22 protein-coding genes are annotated in these 24,008 nt (G+C 46.3%); 2 read left to right on the top strand and 20 right to left on the bottom strand.

Translation table 11 applies throughout. The annotated features are described in order from the left end of the window. Window positions 1–351 precede the first annotated feature (351 nt). The 19 genes from GKG43_RS10395 to eno form a co-directional block, all read right to left on the bottom strand. On the bottom strand, window positions 352–1,254 hold the full coding sequence (locus tag GKG43_RS10395; RefSeq protein WP_055154098.1) for a tyrosine-type recombinase/integrase: 903 nt from the start codon (window positions 1,252–1,254) through the stop codon (window positions 352–354). Between the two features lie 495 nt (window positions 1,255–1,749). Continuing rightward, window positions 1,750–1,896 (bottom strand): hypothetical protein, encoded by a 147-nt coding sequence (locus GKG43_RS10390; RefSeq protein ID WP_154253326.1) that lies wholly within the window; start codon window positions 1,894–1,896, stop codon window positions 1,750–1,752. 25 nt (window positions 1,897–1,921) lie between these two features. Continuing rightward, window positions 1,922–2,386: an SsrA-binding protein SmpB gene (gene smpB / locus GKG43_RS10385; RefSeq protein ID WP_050640224.1), complete on the bottom strand. Its 465-nt coding sequence runs from the start codon at window positions 2,384–2,386 to the stop codon at window positions 1,922–1,924. Window positions 2,387–2,402: 16 nt separating this feature from the next. Continuing rightward, the gene (gene rnr / locus GKG43_RS10380; RefSeq protein ID WP_129879079.1) at window positions 2,403–4,565 is read right to left on the bottom strand and encodes a ribonuclease R; all 2,163 of its coding nucleotides are present in this window, start codon (window positions 4,563–4,565) and stop codon (window positions 2,403–2,405) included. 272 nt (window positions 4,566–4,837) lie between these two features. Further along, a complete protein-coding gene (secG, locus tag GKG43_RS10375; protein ID WP_025656397.1) occupies window positions 4,838–5,080 on the bottom strand; it encodes a preprotein translocase subunit SecG in 243 nt (80 codons plus the stop codon). Between the two features lie 88 nt (window positions 5,081–5,168). Beyond that, window positions 5,169–6,245, bottom strand: coding sequence for a PucR family transcriptional regulator (locus tag GKG43_RS10370; protein ID WP_129879078.1), 1,077 nt, complete (start codon window positions 6,243–6,245; stop codon window positions 5,169–5,171). A gap of 168 nt (window positions 6,246–6,413) precedes the next feature. Beyond that, a complete protein-coding gene (locus GKG43_RS10365) occupies window positions 6,414–7,871 on the bottom strand; it encodes a PTS transporter subunit IIC (protein ID WP_173020098.1) in 1,458 nt (485 codons plus the stop codon). Between the two features lie 40 nt (window positions 7,872–7,911). Next, window positions 7,912–8,214 (bottom strand): PTS sorbitol IIB subunit, encoded by a 303-nt coding sequence (locus GKG43_RS10360; RefSeq protein ID WP_243125845.1) that lies wholly within the window; start codon window positions 8,212–8,214, stop codon window positions 7,912–7,914. Window positions 8,215–8,232: 18 nt separating this feature from the next. Beyond that, the gene (locus GKG43_RS10355; RefSeq protein WP_025656393.1) at window positions 8,233–8,709 is read right to left on the bottom strand and encodes a PTS sugar transporter subunit IIA; all 477 of its coding nucleotides are present in this window, start codon (window positions 8,707–8,709) and stop codon (window positions 8,233–8,235) included. Window positions 8,710–8,723: 14 nt separating this feature from the next. Beyond that, window positions 8,724–9,002, bottom strand: coding sequence for an HPr family phosphocarrier protein (locus tag GKG43_RS10350; RefSeq protein ID WP_025656392.1), 279 nt, complete (start codon window positions 9,000–9,002; stop codon window positions 8,724–8,726). Window positions 9,003–9,025: 23 nt separating this feature from the next. Continuing rightward, window positions 9,026–10,738 carry a phosphoenolpyruvate--protein phosphotransferase gene (gene ptsP, locus GKG43_RS10345; protein WP_129879076.1) on the bottom strand — a complete coding sequence of 571 codons (1,713 nt, stop codon included), beginning with the start codon at window positions 10,736–10,738 and terminating at the stop codon, window positions 9,026–9,028. A gap of 19 nt (window positions 10,739–10,757) precedes the next feature. After that, window positions 10,758–11,561 carry a Cof-type HAD-IIB family hydrolase gene (locus GKG43_RS10340; protein WP_173020097.1) on the bottom strand — a complete coding sequence of 268 codons (804 nt, stop codon included), beginning with the start codon at window positions 11,559–11,561 and terminating at the stop codon, window positions 10,758–10,760. Between the two features lie 67 nt (window positions 11,562–11,628). Beyond that, entirely contained in the window at window positions 11,629–12,945 is a 1,317-nt protein-coding gene (locus GKG43_RS10335; RefSeq protein WP_129879074.1) for a RuBisCO large subunit C-terminal-like domain-containing protein, read from the bottom strand. 20 nt (window positions 12,946–12,965) lie between these two features. After that, on the bottom strand, window positions 12,966–14,015 hold the full coding sequence (locus GKG43_RS10330; protein ID WP_129879073.1) for a (Fe-S)-binding protein: 1,050 nt from the start codon (window positions 14,013–14,015) through the stop codon (window positions 12,966–12,968). Continuing rightward, complete coding sequence (locus tag GKG43_RS10325) at window positions 14,015–15,322, bottom strand: FAD-binding protein (protein WP_129879072.1); 1,308 nt, start codon at window positions 15,320–15,322, stop codon at window positions 14,015–14,017. Before GKG43_RS10325 ends, GKG43_RS10330 begins: the two co-directional genes overlap by 1 nt. Continuing rightward, window positions 15,315–16,967, bottom strand: coding sequence for an anaerobic glycerol-3-phosphate dehydrogenase subunit A (glpA, locus tag GKG43_RS10320; RefSeq protein WP_129879071.1), 1,653 nt, complete (start codon window positions 16,965–16,967; stop codon window positions 15,315–15,317). Before glpA ends, GKG43_RS10325 begins: the two co-directional genes overlap by 8 nt. 238 nt (window positions 16,968–17,205) lie before the next feature. Then, entirely contained in the window at window positions 17,206–17,331 is a 126-nt protein-coding gene (locus tag GKG43_RS23595) for a hypothetical protein (protein WP_279230114.1), read from the bottom strand. A 13-nt stretch (window positions 17,332–17,344) separates the two neighbouring features. Continuing rightward, the gene (locus tag GKG43_RS10315; protein ID WP_129879070.1) at window positions 17,345–17,761 is read right to left on the bottom strand and encodes a secondary thiamine-phosphate synthase enzyme YjbQ; all 417 of its coding nucleotides are present in this window, start codon (window positions 17,759–17,761) and stop codon (window positions 17,345–17,347) included. Window positions 17,762–18,067: 306 nt separating this feature from the next. Beyond that, window positions 18,068–19,339 carry a phosphopyruvate hydratase gene (gene eno, locus GKG43_RS10310; RefSeq protein ID WP_129879069.1) on the bottom strand — a complete coding sequence of 424 codons (1,272 nt, stop codon included), beginning with the start codon at window positions 19,337–19,339 and terminating at the stop codon, window positions 18,068–18,070. Between the two features lie 142 nt (window positions 19,340–19,481). Here eno and GKG43_RS10305 point away from each other — a divergent pair, with 142 nt between their 5' ends. After that, window positions 19,482–20,324 carry a YitT family protein gene (locus GKG43_RS10305; RefSeq protein ID WP_129879068.1) on the top strand — a complete coding sequence of 281 codons (843 nt, stop codon included), beginning with the start codon at window positions 19,482–19,484 and terminating at the stop codon, window positions 20,322–20,324. 31 nt (window positions 20,325–20,355) lie between these two features. Next, window positions 20,356–22,551, top strand: a complete 2,196-nt coding sequence (locus GKG43_RS10300; protein ID WP_129879067.1) for a DNA topoisomerase III — start codon at window positions 20,356–20,358, stop codon at window positions 22,549–22,551. A gap of 236 nt (window positions 22,552–22,787) precedes the next feature. Here GKG43_RS10300 and GKG43_RS10295 read toward each other — a convergent pair whose 3' ends face one another. Then, the gene (locus GKG43_RS10295) at window positions 22,788–23,504 is read right to left on the bottom strand and encodes a cell wall hydrolase (RefSeq protein WP_050640239.1); all 717 of its coding nucleotides are present in this window, start codon (window positions 23,502–23,504) and stop codon (window positions 22,788–22,790) included. Between the last annotated feature and the right edge of the window lie 504 nt (window positions 23,505–24,008).

Below are 24,008 nucleotides of genomic sequence, written 5' to 3'. Positions count from 1 at the left end.
GCATTATTTCCCCGTTAAAAATAGCGGGAGGCTTCGCTTATCATGTACCACATAATGCTGATTATGTGGCACAATCTGGCAATATCTATAAGGAAGATAAGAGATAACGGTCGTACAATACATGAGAAAGGATACAAAAAGGAAACCGAGAATAAAGCATTCTATATCGGTTTCCTTTTTGTACCCTTTTTCGACAAAGTATTGACTATTTTACTGATCCTTGGTATTCTATAAGCATCAATTTAGGAAATGTTTTCCATTTATGATTGATCTTCACCACATAATCAGCATTATGTGGTTTTTTACTTTTATGTGATTAGCGCTTCATAAGATTATGAAGTGAAACTGTCTTTATGCGGCCCCGTCACAGGACGGGAATCCCTCTTGCGGAATTCTTTTTTGTTCCCCGAAACAGACAAGATGCATACTGTCAAGCTGCTTGATATGCTCGGTTCCATTCTCCATTGTATAAATCCGCGTCGTATTTATACTGGAGTGTCCCAGTATGTCAGCAAGACGGGATATATCCTTTTTTATTCTGTAATAGATTTTTGCAAACAGGTGTCTCAGATTATGTGGAAACACCTTTCCCCTGTCCACCCCAGCACTTTCACAAAGGCTTTTCATCATCTTCCATATGTTAGACCGATCCAAAGGCCGCCCGTTTTTTGTACGGAAGACCACTCCTTCTTTTATTTTTTCCCGGTCACAGAATCTGCCCAAGATTATACATAAATCCCGTGGAAGTAAAATAACGCGCCGTTTGCCTTTACAGTCCACTTCTGCTCTGCCCGCCTTCACTGCACGTACCGTAATGTATTTTAGTTCGGAGACGCGTATTCCCGTGGAGCAGATCGTCTGCACTAACAAGGAAAGGCGATGGTTTCCCTTTCTCTCAGCGGCATTGATAAGCCGTCTGTATTCCGCTTCCTCCAGCTCCTTTTCCGGTTTTGCGTATAATGCCCGCTGAATGCGCAGGGGCTTTACTTTACATTGGGATTTGCCGTACCAGTCAAGGAATCCGTTAACTGCAGCCAACATAGAGTTTACACTCGTAGGCGCGTGGGTTTCACTTAAATGCTCCTTCCAGAGCATAACCTCTGTTTTATTAAGCTTCCTGTCTCCAAGATATTGAAAAAAAGCGGACACATCCCGCTGGTATTTCTGAATGGTATTCTGGCTTCTTTCTTCACTTCGTAAATACTCGCCATAGCTGCCAACCATATCTGTATATTGTCCGTTATCCTTTTTCATCCTTTTTCGTCCTTTCTAGTCATATTCCATAATTTTATTACATACAGGTCATAATTGGAATTGGTAACTATTTCCATTCTAACGAAACTTTAAGACGAAGGCAGGCAATTTATTCGATGGAACACCCTCACCAATCGGTAATCATATTTAACTGACTCTATCTCCCCTTATTATTTTTTTACATTTACTCATTTTTCTATCTCTATTCACAATATATACCTCTTTTCCATAATATATAAACACCCCAAAGAGGCACGATACGCACAGACGATTCTCATCCGCTGCCACCGTCCGGGAATCCCCCCATGAATGAACAATACCTGCCGGTTGGAAGAGCCAGCTCTATGTCAGGGATGCCGGGAAGGCGCTGGGGCTGTATATGCCGCTTTGTGATGCTAGAGTGCGCTTACTTCTTCTTAAAAAACCGATGCCGGATATGCGGGGGAAAACTTGATCTCCAAATCAAGTTTTCGGAGAACCCAGCGCGGGAAATCATCAGATTTCCCGTGATGTGTTCTCCGTACCCGCATATCCGGCATCGGTTTTTTTAGAAGCAGTTAGCAGCACGGGTGCATCACAAAGCGGCATATACAGCCCCAGCGCCTTCCCGGCATCCCTGACATGGAGCGTCCCCTCTGCCAACCCGCCCCCTATTCCAATTCATTCATCAAAGATTCCGCACCTTAAACTCCCGCTGCGCCTCTCGTTTCTGATCTTTCTTCGCAATATCTTCCCGCTTGTCATACATCTTTTTCCCCTTAGCCAGCCCGATCTCTACCTTTACCAGACTGTCGCTGAAGTAAACCTTAAGCGGTACAAGGGTGTTGCCTTGTTCTTTCATCTTTCCGAACAGCTTATTTATTTCGTTTTTATGGAGTAGAAGCTTTCTTACCCTGAGAGGGTCCTTATTGAAAATATTTCCTTTTTCGTACGGGCTGATATGCATGCCGTAAATAAAGATTTCCCCGTTTTCGATGCGGATGAATGCTTCCTTGATGCTGCACTGGCCCATACGCAGGGACTTTACCTCTGTCCCGTGCAGGACAATTCCGGCCTCGTACTTCTCCAGTATAAAATAGTCATGATATGCTTTTTTGTTGTTGGCAATCAGTCTGCCTTCCGTTTTTGCCATGGCACTACTCCCTCTATCAATCCTCTGTTTCACAGAATTCAAAATCAATGGTTCGCTGCAGGCGGTCTGCATCGAGTACCCTCACCCGCACCTTTTGTCCCAGTTTATATACCTTCCGGGTATGCTCACCCACCAGTTCATACTGCTCTTCCCGGTAATCATAGTGGTCATCCCGCATGTTTGTTACATGGACCAGTCCTTCTATTGTATTCTCCAGTTCTACATAAGCGCCCCATTTTGTAAGTCCTGATATGACGCCGTCGAACTCTTCTCCGATCCGGTCCCTCATATATTCCACCTTTTTCAGCTTCACGGTCTCACGCTCGGCTTCCTCTGCGCGGCGTTCGCATTCGCTGGACTGTCTGGCCACTTCCGGAAGAATGGTATTGTAATGCTCTTCCCGCTGTGCATCCATCCTGCCCCGGATATTCTCTTTGATAATCCGGTGAATCTGCAGGTCCGGATACCGCCGGATCGGGGAAGTAAAGTGGATATAATATTTTGCTGCCAGGCCAAAGTGGCCGGTGTTCTCTGGCGTATACTTTGCCTGCTTCATCGAGCGCAGGGCCAGACGGCTGATCAGCGGCTCCTGCGGCGTTCCTTCTACTTTTCCAAGGAGCTTCTGAACCTCCTTGGGCCTGATCTCACTGTTTCCCACATGGATGTGATAACCGAAATTATTGATAAAAGTACTCAGTTTCCGGATCTTTTCTTCATCCGGCTGTTCGTGGGTACGGTACAGGAAAGGCAGCTCTCTCCAGAAATACTCTTCTGCAACCGTTTCATTTGCCATCAGCATAAAATCTTCGATGAGCTTTGTTGCCACATTCCGTTCATAGGGTTTGATGTCGACGGGTTTTCCATTTTCATCCAGTATCATCTTGGTCTCAGGGAAATCGAAGTCAATAGACCCCCGCTTTCTGCGTTTCTCACGCAGTATGCCTGAAAGTTCCGCCATCAGAAGGAACATGGGCACCAGCTCCTTGTATTTGCTGCTCTCCACGCCATTTAATACGGCCTCTTCCTGCTCCTTAAGTATCTTCGCCACACTTGTATAACTCATGCGCTCGTCTACCCGGATCACGGTCTCCGCAATCTCGTGGTCCACCACTTCTCCGTTTCCATTGATGGTCATTATGCAGCTGAGCGCCAGACGGTTTTCTCCTGCGTTCAGGGAGCAGATTCCGTTGGACAGCTTATGGGGCAGCATGGGGATGACCCTGTCTGCCAGATAAACGCTTGTCCCACGCTTCAGAGCCTCCCGGTCCAGGGCGCTTTTCTCCTGAACGTAATTCGAAACATCGGCGATGTGGACGCCAAGCCGGTAAAGATCCCCTTCTTTTGTAAGGGAAACCGCATCATCCAGATCCTTTGAATCTTCTCCGTCAATGGTCACCATCTGCCAGCCCCGCAGATCCATTCTGCCAGCCATATCAGCCTCGCTTACTTCTTTTCCCACACGCTCTGCCTGATTCAGCACCCGCTCTGGGAACTCCACGGGCAGGTCATATCCTTTCACAATGGACATAATATCTGTCCCCGGGTCATTAATGTGTCCTATAATTTCAACAACACGGCCCTCCGGCTTCATGTCCTGGCCGCCGTAAGAGGTCAGTTCTACCACCACCTTGTGTCCGGTCATGGCTCCTTTGTCTTTTCCCTCAGGAATATAAATATCATTCAGGACACGCTGGCTGTCCGGGCGCACAAATCCAAAGCTTTTGCATTTTTCATACAGGCCGACTACTTTCATCGTTCCATGCGATAGAATACGCACAATCCTGCCTTCTTTTCGTTTTCCGTCCGCTCCATGCCTGCTGTCCGCTTCTTTCGTGACCACGAACTCCACCTGATCGCCCTGGAACGCGCCTCCAATGTTCTCCTCAGGAATAAAGATATCCTCTTCTTCCCCTTCCTGTATAACAAACCCGAATCCCCGGGCATTGGCCTGAAATACACCGGTCAGGCGCCTGGCCTCTCCCTTCGTATATTTGCCTTTTTTGGACACATGGATCTTTCCTTCTTCCTCCAGTGAGTCCAGCACTTCCTTCAGCTCACTGCGCTGCTCTTTGGGGATCTGAAGGACAATCGCTATCTCCTTGATCTTCATCGGTACATACATATCGTCACAAATAAAATCGTAAATGACTTTTTTTCTTTTTTCAAAATTCTGGTTCATATTCTCACCTTCTTTCTATTACTTTGGAACTTTTCTATAAAACAAAGTGGGCAAGTCCGCTTCAACTTATATATCAAAGTGTGCAGGCCTCTCACTCATGAGGGTCTTGCACACTTTGGCGCCGCCGCGATGCCGCCTTGCGGCTATATACCTTATCGCAGCGTGTGCATCCCCCGGAGGGTCATTATGATATAGGAAATTCCAGAGGAATTTCCTATATCATAATAAAAAACACTCTATATCTGTATAGAGTGTTCAATCATCTTATCTTCTTAGTTAAATACACCCAGGTTCAAAACCAGTGCCAAAACCATAAATAAAATAGCAAGGAACTTTGTGGACTTTACAAGAGCACCTTCCATTGAACGTCCCTTATTCTGTCCCCAGTAAGTATCAGCAGCCCCGCTGATCGTCCCAAGTCCGGCTGACTTTCCCTCCTGAAGAAGGATAATTGCTGAAAGAGCAATACAATCTATTACAAATATAATTGTTAATATTATTTTCAAAATATCCATTCTTTTACACCTCCTGCGGATAAACCATGATCATTTTACCACAATTGGGAAGATTCTGCAACAACTTTTCTAAAGTTGAAGCCCAGTCTTACCCTTTACACTTAATATGGATATGGATCAGCATTGCGATCTTAAATACAATTGCGTGGTCAAAGATACGCACATCCAGCCCCGTCAGCTTTTTAATCTTTTCCAGCCTGTACATCAGGGTATTCCTGTGAATAAAGAGCTTCCTTGCCGTCTCCGAAACATTGAGATTATTTTCAAAAAAGCATTTTACAGTCTCCAGCGTCTCATTTTCCAATGTGTCGAATCCGCCTTTTATAAACACCTCATTCAGATACACCTCGCATAAGGGAATCGGCAGCTGATAGATCAGGCGTTTGATCCCCAGATGATTATAATCTATGACTGTCCTGCTTCCCTCAAACAGATACAGCAGCTCCAGAACATAAAGTGATTCCTTATATGAATCCGCCAGCTGCCGGATGTCGGTAACAATACTTCCGATTCCGATAACCGGGGAGGATTTGAAGATTTCCGCCGCCTTTTTCTGAAATGTAATGCCAATTGTCTCCAGCTCCGCATGAGAAGTATTCGTTTTTGCCTTCACAATAACAATTATGTCCGTTTCCGTCATAGAAAATACTTCGTATTTCTCGGATTCCTCTACGTTCTGGATCAGCATATTCAGATTCCACTCCGTATCCACATGGGAAAATCTCAGTAAAAATACTGCCCGTGCCATAATCGGGGGAATCTTCAGCATCTTGGCCCTTACATTTATGTCAGCCGCCAGAATGTTTTCCAGAAAAAGCGCTTTGTAAAACAAATCCCGGCTGTACTTCTCTTCAAAATAGGATTTCATGCCCGTAAAGCAGACGGATAGTATCGTTGCATAGTCCTCTGCCTCCTTATCGGTTCCTTCGACAAAAACTGCAAACCGAACAAAACTGTTCTCATAGAAGATACGATATGTATTATTATTAATAAAAAAGCATCTGCCTTCCTCGTTTTTCTGCTTCATCAGATTAAATGAATTCGTGGTCCCTATCATCTCCTGATTGCTGCATGAAACGATCTCCTTATTGTCAATCACGCCAAACGTTCTGTATATACTTTTTTGTAACTGATATATATATCCCTGGAAGAACCTGTCTGCCATCTTTCCACACCGCCTTCAATTATTCAGACTAGAGCGTGTCTGAAAATTCATTATCGCAATATGCCACTCTGCTTCACAGTCTAGTGCAAATTATTATAACACATATTTTTACGCCGGCAAAGCCCACGGAAGCAGTTTTCACTACCTTCCAATGGGCTTTTCTTTACATTATTCTATGTATCCTCTCTCCATCAGGTATTCTTCACTTGCGCCTGCCGCAACCCACCATACCTTTTTATTTTTCCGAAATGAAAGATAGATGGCCAGATATACCACAACAACGATAATAATCCCAACTATCCGCATCATACCGTCTGCCGAAAATGCTTTGTATACCAGATATAATACCGGATTCGTACCTACCGTCCATGAGGCAATTCCAAGCCCCTGGGCAAAGGCATTGGAAACAGAGTCCATCTGTGAAGCTACACCTGCGGATTCCGCAGCCTTTGTAAACGCGGCGCAGACATCCGAATTCAGCACATTTGCCACATTGAACCAGACTGCCCCGGAGACCACAGTCATCAGAATATCTCCCCGGAATACGCAGATCAGCCCCGCCGTCATAAATGCCATGGCCGGAATATCTGCAAGCATCAGAATCTTATTCCCCGGCAAAATAATGGATATAAAGAATACGATCGGAATCAGGATCAGCGCTGCTGCCATATTATCCCCGTTTCCAAAGAAAACTGCCGGATCCATGGCAATATGAAAATACTTTCTGTTCGAGCTGCCGGAACGTGCACGTGCCTGCATGGACTGACTCAATGGAATCAGTCCTTTCACAAAAAGTCCGGAAACTGAGGGATAAATAACCATAACCGCCGCAATGGTAATTGACGCTGTCAGGATTCCGGCCCATGTATTTACATTTGCCAGACCGGTGATTGAACCCAAAATCGTTATCAACAGCCCTACTACCAGGCCGATGGAAAGAGGTTCTCCCCAAAATCCCAATTTTTCCTGCAGCCGCTCCGCACTGACCGGTTTTGTTTTAATCTTTAATTTTAACATGATCCATCTTACAATCATGGCAAATGGCGCTCCTCCTGAGGGAACACTGGTAAGTGTAAGGTTGTCATAACCGTTAAATTCCTGCAGAGACGGTGCGATAATATCTGCGATCAGAAGTACCACCAGGTTGCACATAACCGCCGCTGCAACACCCAGTGCAAAACTTCCTGTCGTAAACTGCACGATAACTGCCCAGAATACAAACTGATAGTAGTTCCATATATCCGTAGGCTGAAACGTATCGACCAATTTCAGCGCGAACAGAAGCAGATTCAGCCCAAGTCCGAGCACCAGATAAATATAACCCAGCGTATTGGAGTACACGACAACGGATGCGCCCTGCCAGCCGATATCAATGAATGGCAGCTGAATACCCACGTGATCCGCCATGGCAGTTACATATGGGGTAATAGCTGTCATCAGAACACCGAGCACGGCGTTGAACAAAGTCAGCCCGACCGCCATATAGATTGCCCCCTGAAAAGATTTCTTTACCCCAACACGCATAAACATACTAATGATGAATATAACTACTGGTACGATTATGGTGCTCCCAAATATGCCCATAATATTATTAACAGCATTTCCTATTTGTAACAAAGCCTGCATTTTTCTACCTCCCGATATTTAGTAGAATGTAGGATAAATACTATTCATCCATGATTTTTTTAACTGCTTCCACCAGCTCTTCCGTAAACTGCTCCGCTCCCACTCCCGTAAACAGAGGCAGTCCCAGCAACACCGGAGCGCCTGCCTTGTTCTTTGCATTTGTCTTTCCCGTCACTACGATCAGATCATATCCCTCCAGATTGGGGACTTCCGTAATTTTATGAGGGTTAATTGAAAATGGTATTTTTTCCTTTTTTAATATATCTTTGATCTTATCCGTTACAACCGTTGTTGTAAAAATTCCGCCGCCACAGGCAACCGCTATATTAATTTTTGCTTTCATAATCATTCACTCCATTATTTAAATTATCAGATATTCCTCTAACAATTCCTTCATTTTCTGTATCATTGCTTCCGGTTTGTCAATTTCAAGCAGTTCGTTCATAATGCCGTCGTCCTGAAAAATATTGCTGAACTTCCTCAAAACTGCTGTCTGATAGCTTGGGTCAGTGATGCCGAACAGGAATACAAGTCTGGTTTCCACCGTTTCATCCGGATCCCCCATACATCCAAATACAACCGATGTGTCCAGAACGGCCATCGAGAAAAAGGATCTCAGGCAGCCGTCGTGAATGTGAGGGATAGCGATGGGAACGCCTGTGGGAAGCCCGGTCGGATACTCTTTTTCCCTTTCCAGCAGGGCTGTAATAAATACAGGCTCAATACATTTCATCTGCATAGCCCTATCGCACAGTCTTCTCATTATGTCCTCGGCATTTCTGGCTTTTATCCCTGTCAGTATCATTTCCTTGTTTGTATAAAGGCCTATCGCTTCCATTCAATCTCTCCTTCTCAGTCTTCGCCAAACTTGGTTTTAATCAGTGCCGCCAGTGCTTCCACTGCTTCCTTCTCATCTTCGCCCTCTGCGCTTATTTCCGCTGTTACACCCTTTCCAAGGCCCTGTGCAATCAGCATGACAATTGACTTTGCATTCGCCTTGCAGCTGTCTTCCTCATCCATATTTTGTATAAAGATTTTACTCCGAAATTTGTTTGCAAGTGATATGAAATCTGAAGCCGGACGGGCGTGCAGGCCAGTCTCATTCTCAATCACTACCTGTTTTGCATACATAAGTTCTCCTCCTTTACCTGCCTTTAATCCGGCAGTTCACTTTTTATGTATTCTTCCACCTGGACTGCTGTAGAAAGTTCCAGCACTGTTCTGGCCATTCTCTCGGCTTTGCAGATATCCATCTGAGAGATCATTTTCTTCACGGAGGCCAGGGAGGAAGCATTCATACTGAACTTGCGCACTCCAAGTCCCGCCAGCAGCGCTACCGCCTGGGGATTTCCTCCCATCTCGCCGCATACACTGACCGGCTTCTTCTGTTTCCCAAACTCTTCCACAATCTGCCTGATCAGCCGGAACATAGCGGGATGAAAACTCTGATAATATTTCGCAACACTTGGATTGAGACGGTCAACTGCCATGAGATACTGGCAGAGATCATTTGTCCCTATACTTGCAAAATCAACCTCAGACGCTGCAATATCGGCCATAAGCGCGATTGACGGTATCTCTATCATAATACCTACTTTTACATCTGTGCGACAGGAGATATTTTCCTCCTGCAGTTCTTCCTTTACTTCTTCCACAATCTGCTTGGCAAACCGGATATCCCCAATGCTCCCAACCATAGGGAACATGATCCATAGGTTTCCGTACACAGCAGCCCGCAGAAGTGCTCTGAGCTGCGTTTTGAATATAGGTTTCATCTCGAAACAAAGCCGCAGTGCACGCAGCCCCAGAAATGGATTGTCTTCCCGCGGAAGCTTCAGATAATCCAGCTTCTTATCGCCTCCGATATCCAGCGTGCGGATAATTACCGGCCGTTCTCCGTACATGGTCACGATCTTTTTGTAAACTCTGAACTGTTCCTCCTCTTCTGGAAGCGCCTTTTTGCTCATATACAAAAACTCTGTCCGAAACAGTCCAACCCCATCTGTGTATGATTCCAGCTCAAGTTCACTCTTGTCGGCAGAACCAATGTTCAGGCAGACCTCGATTCTTGTTTTATCCAGTGTCTCAGGAACAAGGGGCAGGTACTGGCGCATATCGCTTATCTTTTTCAGATACTCCCCGCGCATAACCTGATACTGTTTTTCCTGATCAACCGTCAGCTGAGTAATTACCTTCCCCGCCTTCGCGTCTACCGCTATCTTCTGGCCGTTTTCTGTATTTTCCATAATATCTGCCACACCCAGAACCGCCGGTATTCCATAGTTTCTAGCCAGGATCGCCATATGTGAAGTATAGCCCCCCACTTCCGTAACAATGGCCTTCACATATTCTGCCTTCATTGCCGCCGTATCCGAAGGGAGCAGATCCCGTGCAACCACAATTACATCTCCGGACAACAAGGAAAGCGGGTTTTCATGTCCGCCGTCCCACAGGCGGATCAACCGCTGGCAGACGTCTTTCAGGTCCGCTGCTCTTTCCCGGATCAGAGCATCCTTTGCCTTAGATATAATCTTTATATATCTTTCATAAACTTCCTGGATTGCCCATTGGGGAGACAGCAGATTGTCCCGGATTTCGTCCTCGATTTCGCGGCTCATCTCTTCATCCTGTACAATATCAATATGTGCCTGGAAAATTTTCCTTTCTTCCTCGTCCAGCTCAGAACCTTCGATCAGCTGTTTTAATTCTTCTTCCGCCTGGATGAGTACGTCTTTATACTTTTGCATACAGCTGTCTGCTTGGGCTTTTGCAATCGTCTCATGGCGGATTTCCGGCTGATAAGGCTCATATTGAAACACACGTCCTATGGCTGCCCCATCCGAAACCGCCGTTCCTTCATAAATCATTCTATACCCTCTTTTTCGCTTACCTGGTTTTGCATCGCACGTACTTCTCTATGGCGTATGCGACGCCGCTTTCATTATTCGTCAGTGTCACTTTTCCGGCTGCCTGTTTTACACCTTCCATGGCACCCTGCATGGCAATCGAAAGGCCGGCATACTCCAGCATGCTTTTATCGTTTTCACCGTCACCTATAGCCACCATCTCTCCGGGCTCTATATGATAATAAGAACCGATCCATGCCAGCGCACGGCCTTTATCGCTGCCGCCGAGCTCAAGAGAAAAATCATACGCACGATCCGCACTCACCACGCCGCCAAAGGCTGTGGACACCCATTCTCTGAACTGCGTAACTCTGCAGGGTTCATCCAATATTAAAATCTTTCCCAGGGGTGTGTTATTATAGCACATCCCGATATCCTCTGTATAGACAACCCTCTGTCCCATACATGTTTCAAATATCTCCAGATATGTTCCCTTAAGCCCGGAATAGACCTGGTCTTCCTGGTAAATAAGCGGCTGGTAGAGATGCGCCCTGCAGTAATCCAGTATTTTCCTGCAGTTTTCGGATGAAATCAACTCCGCATGCAGGATTTTATTCCCGGTATAGTCCAGTACCAGGCTCCCGTTCTGCGTCACGACTGCATCTTCCAGCTTAAGTGTTTCAATAATCCCTTTAAGCGCCGGATATCCCCTTCCGGAAAAAGGAATGACTTTCACCCCCTCTTTCCTGATATCTCCGATAGCCCTTCGGTTATTTTCCGACAACCTGTGCTTATCATCCAGCAGTGTTCCGTCCACGTCAACTGCTAATAATTTATATTTCACGTTACCTCCTGCGCTGCCCGCTGCTTCTAAGTTAGTTCTCAGGGCAGAAAACATCCTGTGGACTTTTCTATTTCTTTAAATCAAATAACTGCTGGTTCATGCCTTCACCCCAAAGCTCAAGGGCAACCTTTAAGGATTCACAGTCTTTCGCAGCTTCACGAAGTGAAATTCCTTCTGCCGTTGCATCTGCAGCTTTGATTAAGCTCTCAACTCCTGCGGCTGCTCCCATTGGATGCGCGTGCATTGCCGCACCTGCTGAAATGGAGAAGTCCATTCCAAGATCGGATGCAACATCCGGGATCAGTCCCTGATATACACCTGCAGCCGGTCCCGGGAACGTGCGTTTCATTCCCCTAAAATCTGTCAGCAGAGCCTGTGCAATCCTGATATACCGCTCACGCTGAATGTCTACTTTGCCGTATGCACAAGGATAAATCACGATATCGGCTCCGCTCATTCTCATGAATTTGCCCAGAATCAAATGGCTTGATACACCTGAGTAGTGTGATTCGTACATCGCCCCTGCAAAAGCCGGATGCGCCAGGATCGGAAGCCCGACTTCATCGTTCTCTGCTACCATCTGCATGGCAGGCCAGCCTACAGTGAGTGCGTTGATCATGATTCCGGGAATGCCCATCTCTTTGCACATTTTCGCTTTATCAAGCATCTTATCCGGTCTGTCTGTGATATTAGGTGAATAGATCACGCGTTTTCCTGTTCTCTCATAGACATCCTTCAAAATTTCCGCAGCAATCTTAGCTCTTGCTTTTACTGTACAATATTCTGTATCGCTGAAAAGTTCATCGTCTTTGATCCAGTCGATTCCTGCCATTGCCAGTTCCCGTATCAGTTTGCCTGCGTTCTCCGGCGTTGCCCCTGTACACGGCTTAATCATGCTGACAATAAAAGGCCTTTTTTCAACACCTGTCAGCTCTCTGAGGCCCTCCACGCCATATCTCGGCCCTTTAAAAGAATCCGTAAATACTTTCGGGAAGTCAATATCAATCAGTTTGAGTTTTCCTGCCATAGAAATATTTCCTATTACAGAGGTCAGTACCTGTGGAAGGTTCGGGCCCATATTCTCAAACGGGAATGCAATCTGGAATACTGCCATACGCTCTTTGCCTTCCATCTCCGGCATATTGAACTCATAGCACGGAATCTCGTGCACTGCGATTACTTTGCCGCCGTGTCTTCTCCTGACTTCCGGCGTCTCAAGGGGTACCGGCGCCCATGTGCCGGTAGTCTGCTCAATTGCTATAGATCCCACTTTGTTCAGCAGATCTGATGTATAACCTTCACAAAAGTAGGTGCAGATAATATGGGTGCCCTTGTCTACTGACTCTGGTAATTTAAAAATATTCGGATCATATTTTGCATTCATGATAAATTTCTCCTTTCACTCTATAACGCCCGTGCTACATATTCTGTAATATCAATGATCTCCATGTCTTTTTCTTGAACAGCCTCTTTTAACGCATGTTTTTCAAACACGCATCCCGTCACTACTGTCCTGCATCCCAGATCCGCAAGCTCCTTTGCCCGCTTCTTGCTGACTGCTGCCGCCAGTTCCGGATAAAAAAGACCCAGACCGCCGCCGAGGCCACTGGAAGACGTCCGGTATCCAGTTCTCTGCGGCTGTACTGCTTTTTGACCGCTCAGTTTGAAAATCAATTCTTCGGGAGCTTTTATCCCGTTTTTTCTGGTAAGCATATGTGCTGCGTGATAGGCTGCCTGCTCTGTAACCCCTGTGGCTTCTAATTTTTTCTTCTCCAGAAGATCCTCCAGAAATTCGCTTGTATGCAGATATGTATACTTCTCCGGATAATAATTCTGAAAAGCCTCGAACGAATAACTGCACGGTGTAACGATCACTTTTGCCTGTACTCTCTCAAATGCTTTTACATTGGTATCCACAGCCTTTTGCAGTTCCTCTGTCTGTCCGCTTCTGTCCAGAAAATATCCACTGTCTGCAGTGTCGGTCAGAAAAGTATAGGAAATTCCTGCCGCCTTGCAGATCTTATCAAAGGCATTCTGCATCTCCACATCCAATTCTCCTGCGTATCCAAGGAATACGGCAACATCTGCTTTGCCTTCCCGGATCTCCTGCGGTTTGCCAAGTATATTCTCCCCGGCCTCTGCCCTGTGCACAATATCGGTTACAGCTTCCGGCACGGTATTCTTCTCTCTGCATAAGCGGCGGATATATGCCATTGTATCTGCGATCGGAACATTTACGGGACATGCTGATTCACATTCATAGCAGTCAATGCACTGAAATGCTTCCTCCGTCACCATTTCCAGATCAAAACGGGATCCCAGCGCCGAGTATACAGCGGAATACATGGGGGCTTTATCCGTTCCGACCGCCCTGACAGCCGGACATCGGTCCAGACACAGGTTGCATCGCACACATTCCACGCTGTTATAATAAATATCATTAAAGTCTTTCATCAGTGCTCACTTCCTTTCGCCATATTTGCCGCGTTCTTTCCTGCAAGGTATCCGGAAGCTGCCGCAACTCCTGCACCGCTTCTCTCATAGACCCAGTCATAGCCTTCCATTAAATCCCCACAGGCAAATATCTGGCCGGAAAAGCTGCCCTGTGCTATGGTCATATTATCGTACACCCGGATGCCGGTCTTGATAAAAGGCTGGCCGCCTCCGGGGAATACTTTTTTATTTATCATATCAGCGGCAATCCTGCCCAGCGGCTCATGAATAACCGGAATAAACATATCTTCTCTATATGAGGTGATACCGCCTCCGATGAACCCTCCGGCAGCAAGCACAATCTTTCTTGCATATGCTTCCCTGGTCTTTCCCTGCTGCTCGAACACGACACAAAATACCCCTTCTTCTGTTTTCTTGATTTCCACTGCCTTTGCCTGATTGGTTACCTTAATATTCAGATTCTCCAGGCCTTTTTCAAATGCGTCCGCAAGTCTCTGTGCACTGACCGAATGTCCGCCTGCAGAGATCTCTCCCACCGGGATCCCAAGTGTTTCATACAAGAGTTCCATGTTCTGTGCATAATTTTGATAGCCCAGAACCGGTGGAACCAGAATCCTCTGAATACCGCCCATAACGTTCTTCATATCATGCAGTACTGCTGCAAGCTCCTCAATGCCTTCGCTGGTATCAAAAAATGCGGCAAGTTCTGCATTAGTCAACTTCTCCCTGTTTGTAAGAGAGGGGAGTTCCAAAGTGACTGCAATATAAGCAGCATCTGCTTTGGGAGCAAACTGTTTCTGATAGGCATTGTAGGACTTGCAGGCATATTCGGGATAAAATTCCGTATATCCCCTGAACCCTGCAACCAGTATTTTCCCCTGGGCTGTTGTCACGTCTGCGTATTTATTATAGGAAGGGATGTATGCCGTATTTTTATAGGTTCCCAGAATATTCGGGATGGCGGCGTTCCTGATCCCGTCGCCTGTAAACTCCATTCCGCCTGCGCGGCAGACTTCCCGCAATGCTTTAATTCCATTTTCCAGACTGTCTTTGAGAACCGCATAGGGGTGCTTTGGATTTTTCTCCAGCAGCAGGTTCATGCCCTCACTGATTTCTTCTACAACTATATTTTTCTCTTCTCCCGGCACCGCTCCCAGGATATCCAGAACGCCAGAGCCCATCATGGTTGCCCCGGCGCCTTTTGTGATAATTTCTACGCCGGCCTGCTCATCCGCTGCCGCCTTTGCTGCAGTTACCCCAGCCATGCCGCTGCCGATTACAATTACATCTTTTATCTTATCATTCATGCGGAATCACCTCCGTTGGTTTGGTATCCAGAAGATCGTAGCTGCCCTGGGTTACATAAAATGCCTGCATAATTTCTGCCTGTGCCAGTTGATCTCCATATTGGAGCGTATAATAAATGCCCTTCCAGCGCTCCTGCATGTACTCTGCCAGCTGGTCATGAGCCTCCTGTGCCGACGCTTGAACCGCTTTCTGGTACAGGGCAGCCACTTTGTATGTACAGAACGTTCCCTGGCAGGTTCCCATGCCGTTGCGGATTCTTCTTCTAAGATCCTTAATGTTAAATACTTCCTCATTCTGGAATGCATTAATGACTTCTGATCCGATTACCTGGGCGCATTCACATATGACTCCGGCGTACTCCGGCGCAGCATCTACAATTTCCTTTGCCCTGCTGCCATATCTTGCGGTCATCTTATGTGCACTGTACAACGGTACTTTGTATTTCTCATGTATATATTTTGCATCTTTTTCTGCGTCTTCTTTTGTCTGGGCCCCATAGATCAGACGCTTATGTGTCGTACATTCTGCATCGCTTCCCAGCTTTCTGCATACAAGGTCTACTGTCTCTTCCGCCATCAGCCTTGCCGTTGCATATTTTCCGCCTGTGATTGTGACAATTCCTTCAATACCATGTTCTTCTGCGTGATCGATCAAAATCATTCTGCGGCTGACCGCCCTCCCGGTTTCTGATGTGGTTGAGTAAAGGGGTCTGACCCCTGTGCACATACGGAGCATTCTTGCATTTCTGATATCCGGAATGATCTGCTCTACACTGCTTTCCATCAGTTCAATCTCGTCCAGCCCCGGAACCGCCGCATCGGGGTCCTCTATATCTACGGAAGATGTACCAAGCAGGGAAGTATTCTGATATCCCATGCTGACAAGGCCGTCGCCGTCTGAGGGTACTCTCAGAATACCAATCAGCGTTTTCGTGGGCCGCATGTTATAGACCCCCATGGTTCCTTTATTTGGCTTTATAGGTATCTTAAAGCCGGCCATTTCTGTTACTCTGGAGCCCCAGGGGCCTGCAGCATTTACCACAATCTTTGCGCAAATCTCATAGATCGTTCCATTCTTTCTGTCCAGTACCTTTACCCCTTTTACGGTATCCGCCTCCATGATCAGATCTATCACTTCGCTGTGCGTCCGGATGACTGCGCCTTTTACCTTTGCATCATATGCCTGTGCAATACAGAGACGGAAGGGATCAAATCCCGTGTCAATTGTACGCAGGGCGAACTGGATATCATCGGCCAGAAGAGGTTCATCCTGTACGGCTTCCTCCGGTGTGATCACTTCATAGGGCAGACCAATCTCATCTGCATTCTCCATCCACTTCTTTGCAAATTCAAGCTGCTCTTCTGTCTTTGCTACCCACATTGCATCTGTCGGGTCGACTACCTGTGGGACTATCTCACGGAATACTTTGTTCTCCTGCAGACATTCCACTGCAGTCTGCTTATCTGTCACAACATATCTGGAACCACCGTGCAGTGCTGAATGGCATCCTCCGGATGTACCCGCAGCCAGATCGTCTCTTTCCAAAAGAACAGAATTTGTGTATCCGCGGAGTACCAAATCTCGAATCGCAGCTGTTCCTGTGGTCCCGCCACCAATTACTACTACGTCAAAATTTTCTCGCATAAATTCGATCTCACTTCCTATTTTCTATTTTCAACCCGGTTTGAATTAGACTTATAATATCACCGTTTATTTGCACAATCAAATCCGGTTTCTTTGCACTTTTTTCGTTTTTTTGTCCTTTATTTGTGCATCCTTTTCAATTTCCGTTCCATGTTTTAGGGCACTTTGTACACGCCACCATAATTTCAACTTTGTATAGCACAAAATAATTTTGTCATTCTGCACCATTCCTACCACTTCATTTTCTAACTGAATATAATAGAGTTTTTATGATATAGGAAATTCCGGAGTAATTTCCTATATCATAAAAAAGAGCCTGTCCGGGCTTCTTTTTCAATTCCCGGACAAGCCCCTTTTCAGGCATACATCCTTCTCCTTTATTCTCCCATAATTTTAATGCAGATTTTTTTCATGCGCTTGCCGTTAAAATCAGCATAAAAGATCTGTTCCCAGTGTCCCAGATCCATATCCCCTTCCGTAACTGATATGAGCTCGCTTCTTCCGATTATATTCCTTTTCAGATGGGCGGGCGCATCCTTATCACTCTTATTATGCCGATAATAGGGGGCCTTCTGTTCGGGAATAATCTGCTCTAAAAACTCCAGAGTATCTCTGATCAGTCCCTCCTCATCATCATTTATAAAAATTGATGAGGTGGTATGCAGAGAAGATACGGTAATAACACCTTCTCTAATGCCGCTCTCTTCCAAAACCATCCTGACATGGTTCGTGATATTTTTTATCGTTTCCTTTTCTTCAAATTCAAAGCTTAGATATGTACGGTATGATTTCAAAATAACCCTTCCTCTTCTGCTGCCAGCATTCGTCTGACCGCCCTCAAAACAGCCTGTTCACTCAGGCCAATGCGCAGAACTGGTATACAGGCGCAGTCTAAGTTCAAACACACTCTGGTACTGTTTATATGTCTGTTTTATTATAATACCGTAGTATTCGCCAAGTCAAGAAGACGTATAGAGCTGCACACCACAGACTGCAAACTCTGTTTTCATAAATTATTTTTAAATTTTATTTCCTGCAGATAAAAACAGCTGCGGTTGTCATTTCCGTCAAAACCACAGCTGTTTTTCTTATCTTTTTAACTATCTTCCCAGTTCTTCCTCTATCCTGAGCAGCTGGTTGTACTTAGCAACACGCTCTGACCTGCATGGAGCCCCGGTCTTAATCTGTCCCGTGTTAAATGCCACCGCAATATCTGCTATAGTCGTGTCTTCCGTTTCTCCTGATCTGTGGGATATGATCGCATTATAGCCCGCCTTCTGGGCCATCTCAATGGCATCAATCGCCTCTGTCAGTGTCCCGATCTGGTTTACTTTTACAAGTATGGCGTTAGCCGCATTCTGCTCAATTCCTTTTTTCAGCCGTTCAACATTCGTAACAAACAAGTCATCTCCCACCAGCTGAATCTCATTCCCCAGTCTTGTTGTCAAAAGTTCCCAACCGTCCCAGTCTTCCTCATCCAGCGGATCTTCAATAGATCGGATCGGAAATTCCAGTGATAAGTCTTCGTAATACTCAATCAGTTCCTCGGCAGAGCGCACGATCTTCTGTCCCTGCATGCTGCTTTCTCCCGGGAATTCGTATTTTCTGAAATCCTTATTATACAACTCTGATGCTGCAACATCCAGTGCGATCTGAATGTCCTTTCCCATCTCATATCCAGCCTTCTCCACCGCCTCTTTCAGAAATCTGAGCGCTTCCTTTGCATCCGGCAGATCGGGGGCAAAACCGCCCTCATCACCCACGGCCGTGCTCAGTCCATTTTCTTTCAATAAGGCTTTGAGTGTATGGTAGATTTCTGCACACATACGGAGCCCTTCTTTAAAGCTGGCCGCGCCAACCGGCATGATCATAAACTCCTGGATATCCAGTGTATTGTCCGCATGCGCCCCGCCGTTCAGGATATTCATCATCGGAACCGGAAGTTTGTGGGCATTGACTCCGCCTAAATATCGGAACAAGGGTACTTTCAGAGCGTTTGCCGCCGCCTTGGCCGCTGCAAGCGACACTCCCAGAAGGGCATTTGCTCCCAGGTTCTTTTTATTTTTGCTGCCGTCAGCCTTGATCAGCACTTCATCAAGAGCTGCCTGATCAAATACATTCATACCGATCACGGCTCTTGCAAGCTGGTCATTCACATGTTCCGCAGCGCGCTGGACACCTTTTCCGCCGTAGCGGTCTTCTCCGTCACGCAGCTCCACTGCCTCATATTTTCCTGTAGATGCTCCAGAGGGTACCGCTGCGCGTCCTACCGTATCCTCCCCTACGAGCACCTCTACTTCAATCGTCGGATTGCCTCGGGAATCTATAATTTCTCTTGCGTATACGTCTCGAATTGGTAAATACTGATACATATAATCCTTCCTCCTTATGGGAACATAGTATTTCCAAATATCTTGTCTTAATGCGTTGACTTTTCATATTCCGGGCGTTACAATTCGGATAGAGTGAGAGGCTGTTAATTTCAAAATTATGTACATTACGGGGAGCATACAGATGAAGGGTAAACTGAAGCATTTTCTATTATTGACATGCAGTACACTGATTATGGCTGTCGGTACTTACTTTTTCAAATTTACTAATAATTTTACATTCGGAGGTATCACGGGCCTGGCGGTTCTAGTAGCCAAAACCGGATTCATGTCTGCCAGTGATTTTACCTTTGTTATGAATATGATACTGCTGGTCATAGGATTTATTGTGTTAGGCCGTAAGTTCGCGGCTAAGACTGCCTACTGCAGTATCCTGCTTTCTGTAACGTTATCCGTTCTGGAGCGTGTTTATCCGATCACCCACCCGCTGACAGACCAGCCCATGCTGGAGCTCTGTTTTGCCATTGCACTGCCTTCTCTGGGTTCTGCTGTATTGTTTAACATCGGGTCATCCAGCGGCGGTACGGATATCATTGCCATGATACTGCGAAAATATTCCAGTTTTGATATTGGACGCGCGCTGCTCATCACCGATATCCTTATTACCATCGCAGGCTGCTTTATGTTCGATATAAAGACAGGGCTTTATTCCTTCCTTGGCCTGGCAATCCGCTCATTCATGATCGATACGTTTATCGAAAGTTTTAACCTCTCCAAGTATTTCAATGTCGTATGCGATGAACCGGAGCCCATCTGTGATTTCATTGTAAATACTCTGCACCGCAGTGCCACCGTCTGTCATGCACAGGGCGCTTTTTCGGGCAGAGACAAGTATATCGTGTTTACGGCCCTTAACCGTCCCCAGGCAGTAAAGCTTCGTAACTTTATTAAGGGAAATCAGCCGGAAGCATTTATTCTGATTTCGAATACAAGTGAAATCATCGGAAAAGGATTTCATAATATATAGTACCCAAAAAGTTCAATAAAAGGAGACTTCAATGAAACATCTTGTGATTGCCGAAAAACCTTCTGTGGCCAGGGATATCGCCAGAGTCCTGCGCTGTACAAAGAAGACAAACTCTTATATAGAAGGAAATGAATATATCGTTACCTGGGCGCTGGGACATCTCGTCACCCTGGCAGATCCCGAACAATATGGCGAGCAGTATAAAACCTGGAACATGGACACACTCCCCATGATCCCTAAAGAATGGAAACTGGTGGTCATCAAACAGACCGGAAAACAATTTCATGCGGTCAAAGAGCTGATTTACCGCAAGGACGTATCCGATATCATCATTGCAACCGATGCCGGACGCGAAGGCGAGCTGGTTGCCCGCTGGATTCTGGACAAAGCGGGAAGCAAAAAGCCACTGCAGCGTCTCTGGATTTCATCTGTAACAGATAAAGCTATCCGGGAAGGTTTTGCGAACCTGAAACCAGGGAAAGCTTATTACAACCTTTACAGAGCCGCTATTGCCAGGGCGCAGTCCGACTGGGTGGTGGGCATCAATGCTACGCGGGCGCTGACCTGTAAATATAACGCACAGCTCTCCTGTGGACGCGTACAGACGCCTACGCTAGCCATGATCGCTGCACGCGAAGAAGAAATCCGCAGTTTTAAGCCACAGCCTTTTTATGGGATGAAAGCATCTGCCGGAGGAATCACGTTTCTGTGGTGCGACAGCCAGGCCGGCTCTTCAAGGACATTTGACCAGGAACGGATTCAAAAGCTTTATAAGCAGTGCGGCGGTGCACTTGAGATTACAGAGGTCATAAAAAAGGATAAAAAATCCTTCTCTCCTGCGCTCTACGATCTGACAACACTGCAGAGCGAAGCGAACCAGCGTTTTGGTTTTTCGGCAAAGGAGACCTTAAACATCATGCAGCGCCTGTACGAAAACCACAAGGTACTGACCTACCCAAGGACGGACTCCCGCTATCTCACTTCCGATATGACGGTAACACTAAAAGAACGCCTCAAGGCCTGTGCAGTCGGCCCTTACAGTAAGATTGCAGGCCGGCTGACCATGCAGCCCATTAAGGCCAATAAATCTTTTGTGGACAATGCTAAAGTCACAGACCATCACGCCATTATTCCTACAGAACAGTTTGTACAGCTGGATCATATGACAAACGAGGAGCGAAAAATATACGATATGGTTGTGCGGCGTTTCCTGGCCGTTTTATCCCCGGCATGCGAATATGAAGAAACCTCACTAAAAGGCAGGATTTCCCAGGAGGTGTTTACGGCCAAAGGAAATGTGATCAGACAGGCCGGCTGGAAGGAAGTATATGAGGCTGGCTTCGAAGATACAGATGAGGAAGAAGCGGAAGAAATTTACATCAAACAAACTCTGCCGAAAGTACACAAGGGACAGAAACTGCAAGTAAGCAGCCTGAACATAACAGAAGGAAAAACAAAACCTCCCGCATATTTCACAGAAGGCACACTGATCGCCGCTATGGAGAATCCGGTCAAATATATGCAGCATAAGGATAAGACGCTGATCAAAACACTGGGCGAGACCGGAGGTCTCGGAACCGTTGCAACACGCGCGGATATCATCGACAAACTGTTCAACAGTTTTCTGATGGAAAAACGTGGCAATGAGATCCATATCACAGCCAAGGGCAGGCAGCTCCTGGAGCTGGTACCCGGAGATTTAAAAAGCCCGGAACTGACCGCTGACTGGGAACTCCGGCTTCAGGCAATCGCCAAGGGCAAGGAAACAGACCGGCACTTTATGGATGAGATTGAGCATTACACACAGGCTTTGATTCAGGAGATTAAAACCGGGGACGGAAAATTCCGGCATGATAACCTGACCCGGACCAAGTGCCCGGAGTGTGGAAAATATATGCTGGAGGTCAATGGCAAACACGGCAAGATGCTGGTCTGCCAGGACAGAGAATGCGGACATCGTGAGACCATTTCCCGCCGCACCAATGCCCGCTGCCCGGTCTGCCACAAGAAAATGGAGCTGGTTGGCAAAGGGGATGGACAGCGGTTTGTCTGCTCCTGCGGGCATAAGGAAAAACTGAGTGCGTTCGAAGCCAGACGGGCAAAAGAAGGCAAGGGGGCAAGCAAGAAAGACGTGAATAACTATTTGAAAAAGCAGGCCCGGGAAGTGAAGGAACCGGTGAATAACGCTTTCGCGGATGCATTTTCAAAGCTGGATATTGATTTATAGTGACCATCTTTATAGACAACTGATCTGGCTGCACTAGAGCGTGTATAGATTTTCGATTTACGCCAAATTGTTTATCGACATTATAAATTATGAAATATGATTATAATGAAAGAATGCTGCGAGATAAATCGTAGTCATCGAAAATAAGTCACTTACTGTTATATATTATTCGATGTACTACTATCTATCCCGCAGCATTTTAAATGTATTTAAATTATTACATGAGTGTTTCTTTCCTAATGGAAAAAATGATCCCCAATCTGGATCCCATAATCTCCATTCCCAAAGTAAAGGCAGTCCCCGATTGGGTTAGATCCGGCAATTGCGTCTGCTGCCGCCTGCATAGCAGTATCAGTGTACCCCCCGCTCGCCAGCACGCTGTCCAGCCAGCCCGTCATAGCCGGACCAAACTGTCCTGACTGGTAAATAACCTCTGGAACACTGTTCGGATATACCCCGCTGCGTACCCGGTTCATAATAACGGCTCCCACGGCAACCTGTCCTTCATAAGGCTGATTTCCCGCCTCACAGAAAATAATTGCTGCCAGCAGTTCCTGGTCTCCCGCTGCCACGGGCTGTGCCACAGCCGCTGACGCTGCCGCCGCCTCGGCTTCCTCCGCCGCACGGGCCTCTTCCTCCGCCGCACGCTGAGCCTCTTCAGCGGCGAGCCTTTCTTCTTCCTCTTTCCGCTTTTTCTCTTCCGCTATCTTTTTCTGTTCCTCCTCATAAGCAGCTTTTGCTTCCTTTGCCGCTTTCTTTATCTCTGCTGTTTGCTCTACCGGAATGCTTTTTACGGTCTCTAACAGTAATGTATCTCCTTCTTGTTTATCTGCTGTATCAATTGTAACTGCCACAGGCATCTGTGAAGCCGCCTGTGTAGTAAAGCCGGCTGTGAATGTCATACACACCGTCACTGCTGACAATACTGTTATAAATTTTTTACCCTGTAACATATACTTAACCTCCTGATTTGTTGCAATATCTTTAAGTATTCTTAATAAGCTTGTAATAAAATATATGCTTTTGATTTCAAACTTATTACAGATATTACAAATTTGTTACAAAAGTCATTCTAATACAAAAAATGAAATCTGTCAACTTTTTTATTTCTTCCACAATCCGGTAAAATTGGGAGGAGAAATGATGGCAGGAGAGGCGCCTGTCTGAAATGTGGTGGGGGATGCCGCCGGGAAGCAGGGGAGGGGGGCTGAAAGCAGCCCGTTTGCGGAGAAGTGCAAAAGAAACTGCCCATGAGGGCACGTACAACATGCAACGGGAAAGCCTGATGCTTTCCCGTCTTAGGATGTACTGGAAAGTGATTTGGTAAATCACTTTCCATCCCTCATGGGCAGCTCCTTTTGCGTAAGCACTTCTAAACCGTGTCCAGTTTCAGGACATAGGTAAGTAAAAAGTTTCAGGACATAGGTAAGTCCAAATGTTAAACTATACAGAAATAA

The organism is Eubacterium sp. BIOML-A2 (assembly GCF_009680135.1).
In the GTDB taxonomy this organism is placed as follows: Bacteria; Bacillota; Clostridia; order Lachnospirales; family Lachnospiraceae; genus Faecalicatena; species Faecalicatena contortus_B.
The sequence above is the reverse complement of the archived record's forward strand: the minus strand, read 5'-3'. Positions and strand labels throughout refer to the sequence as shown.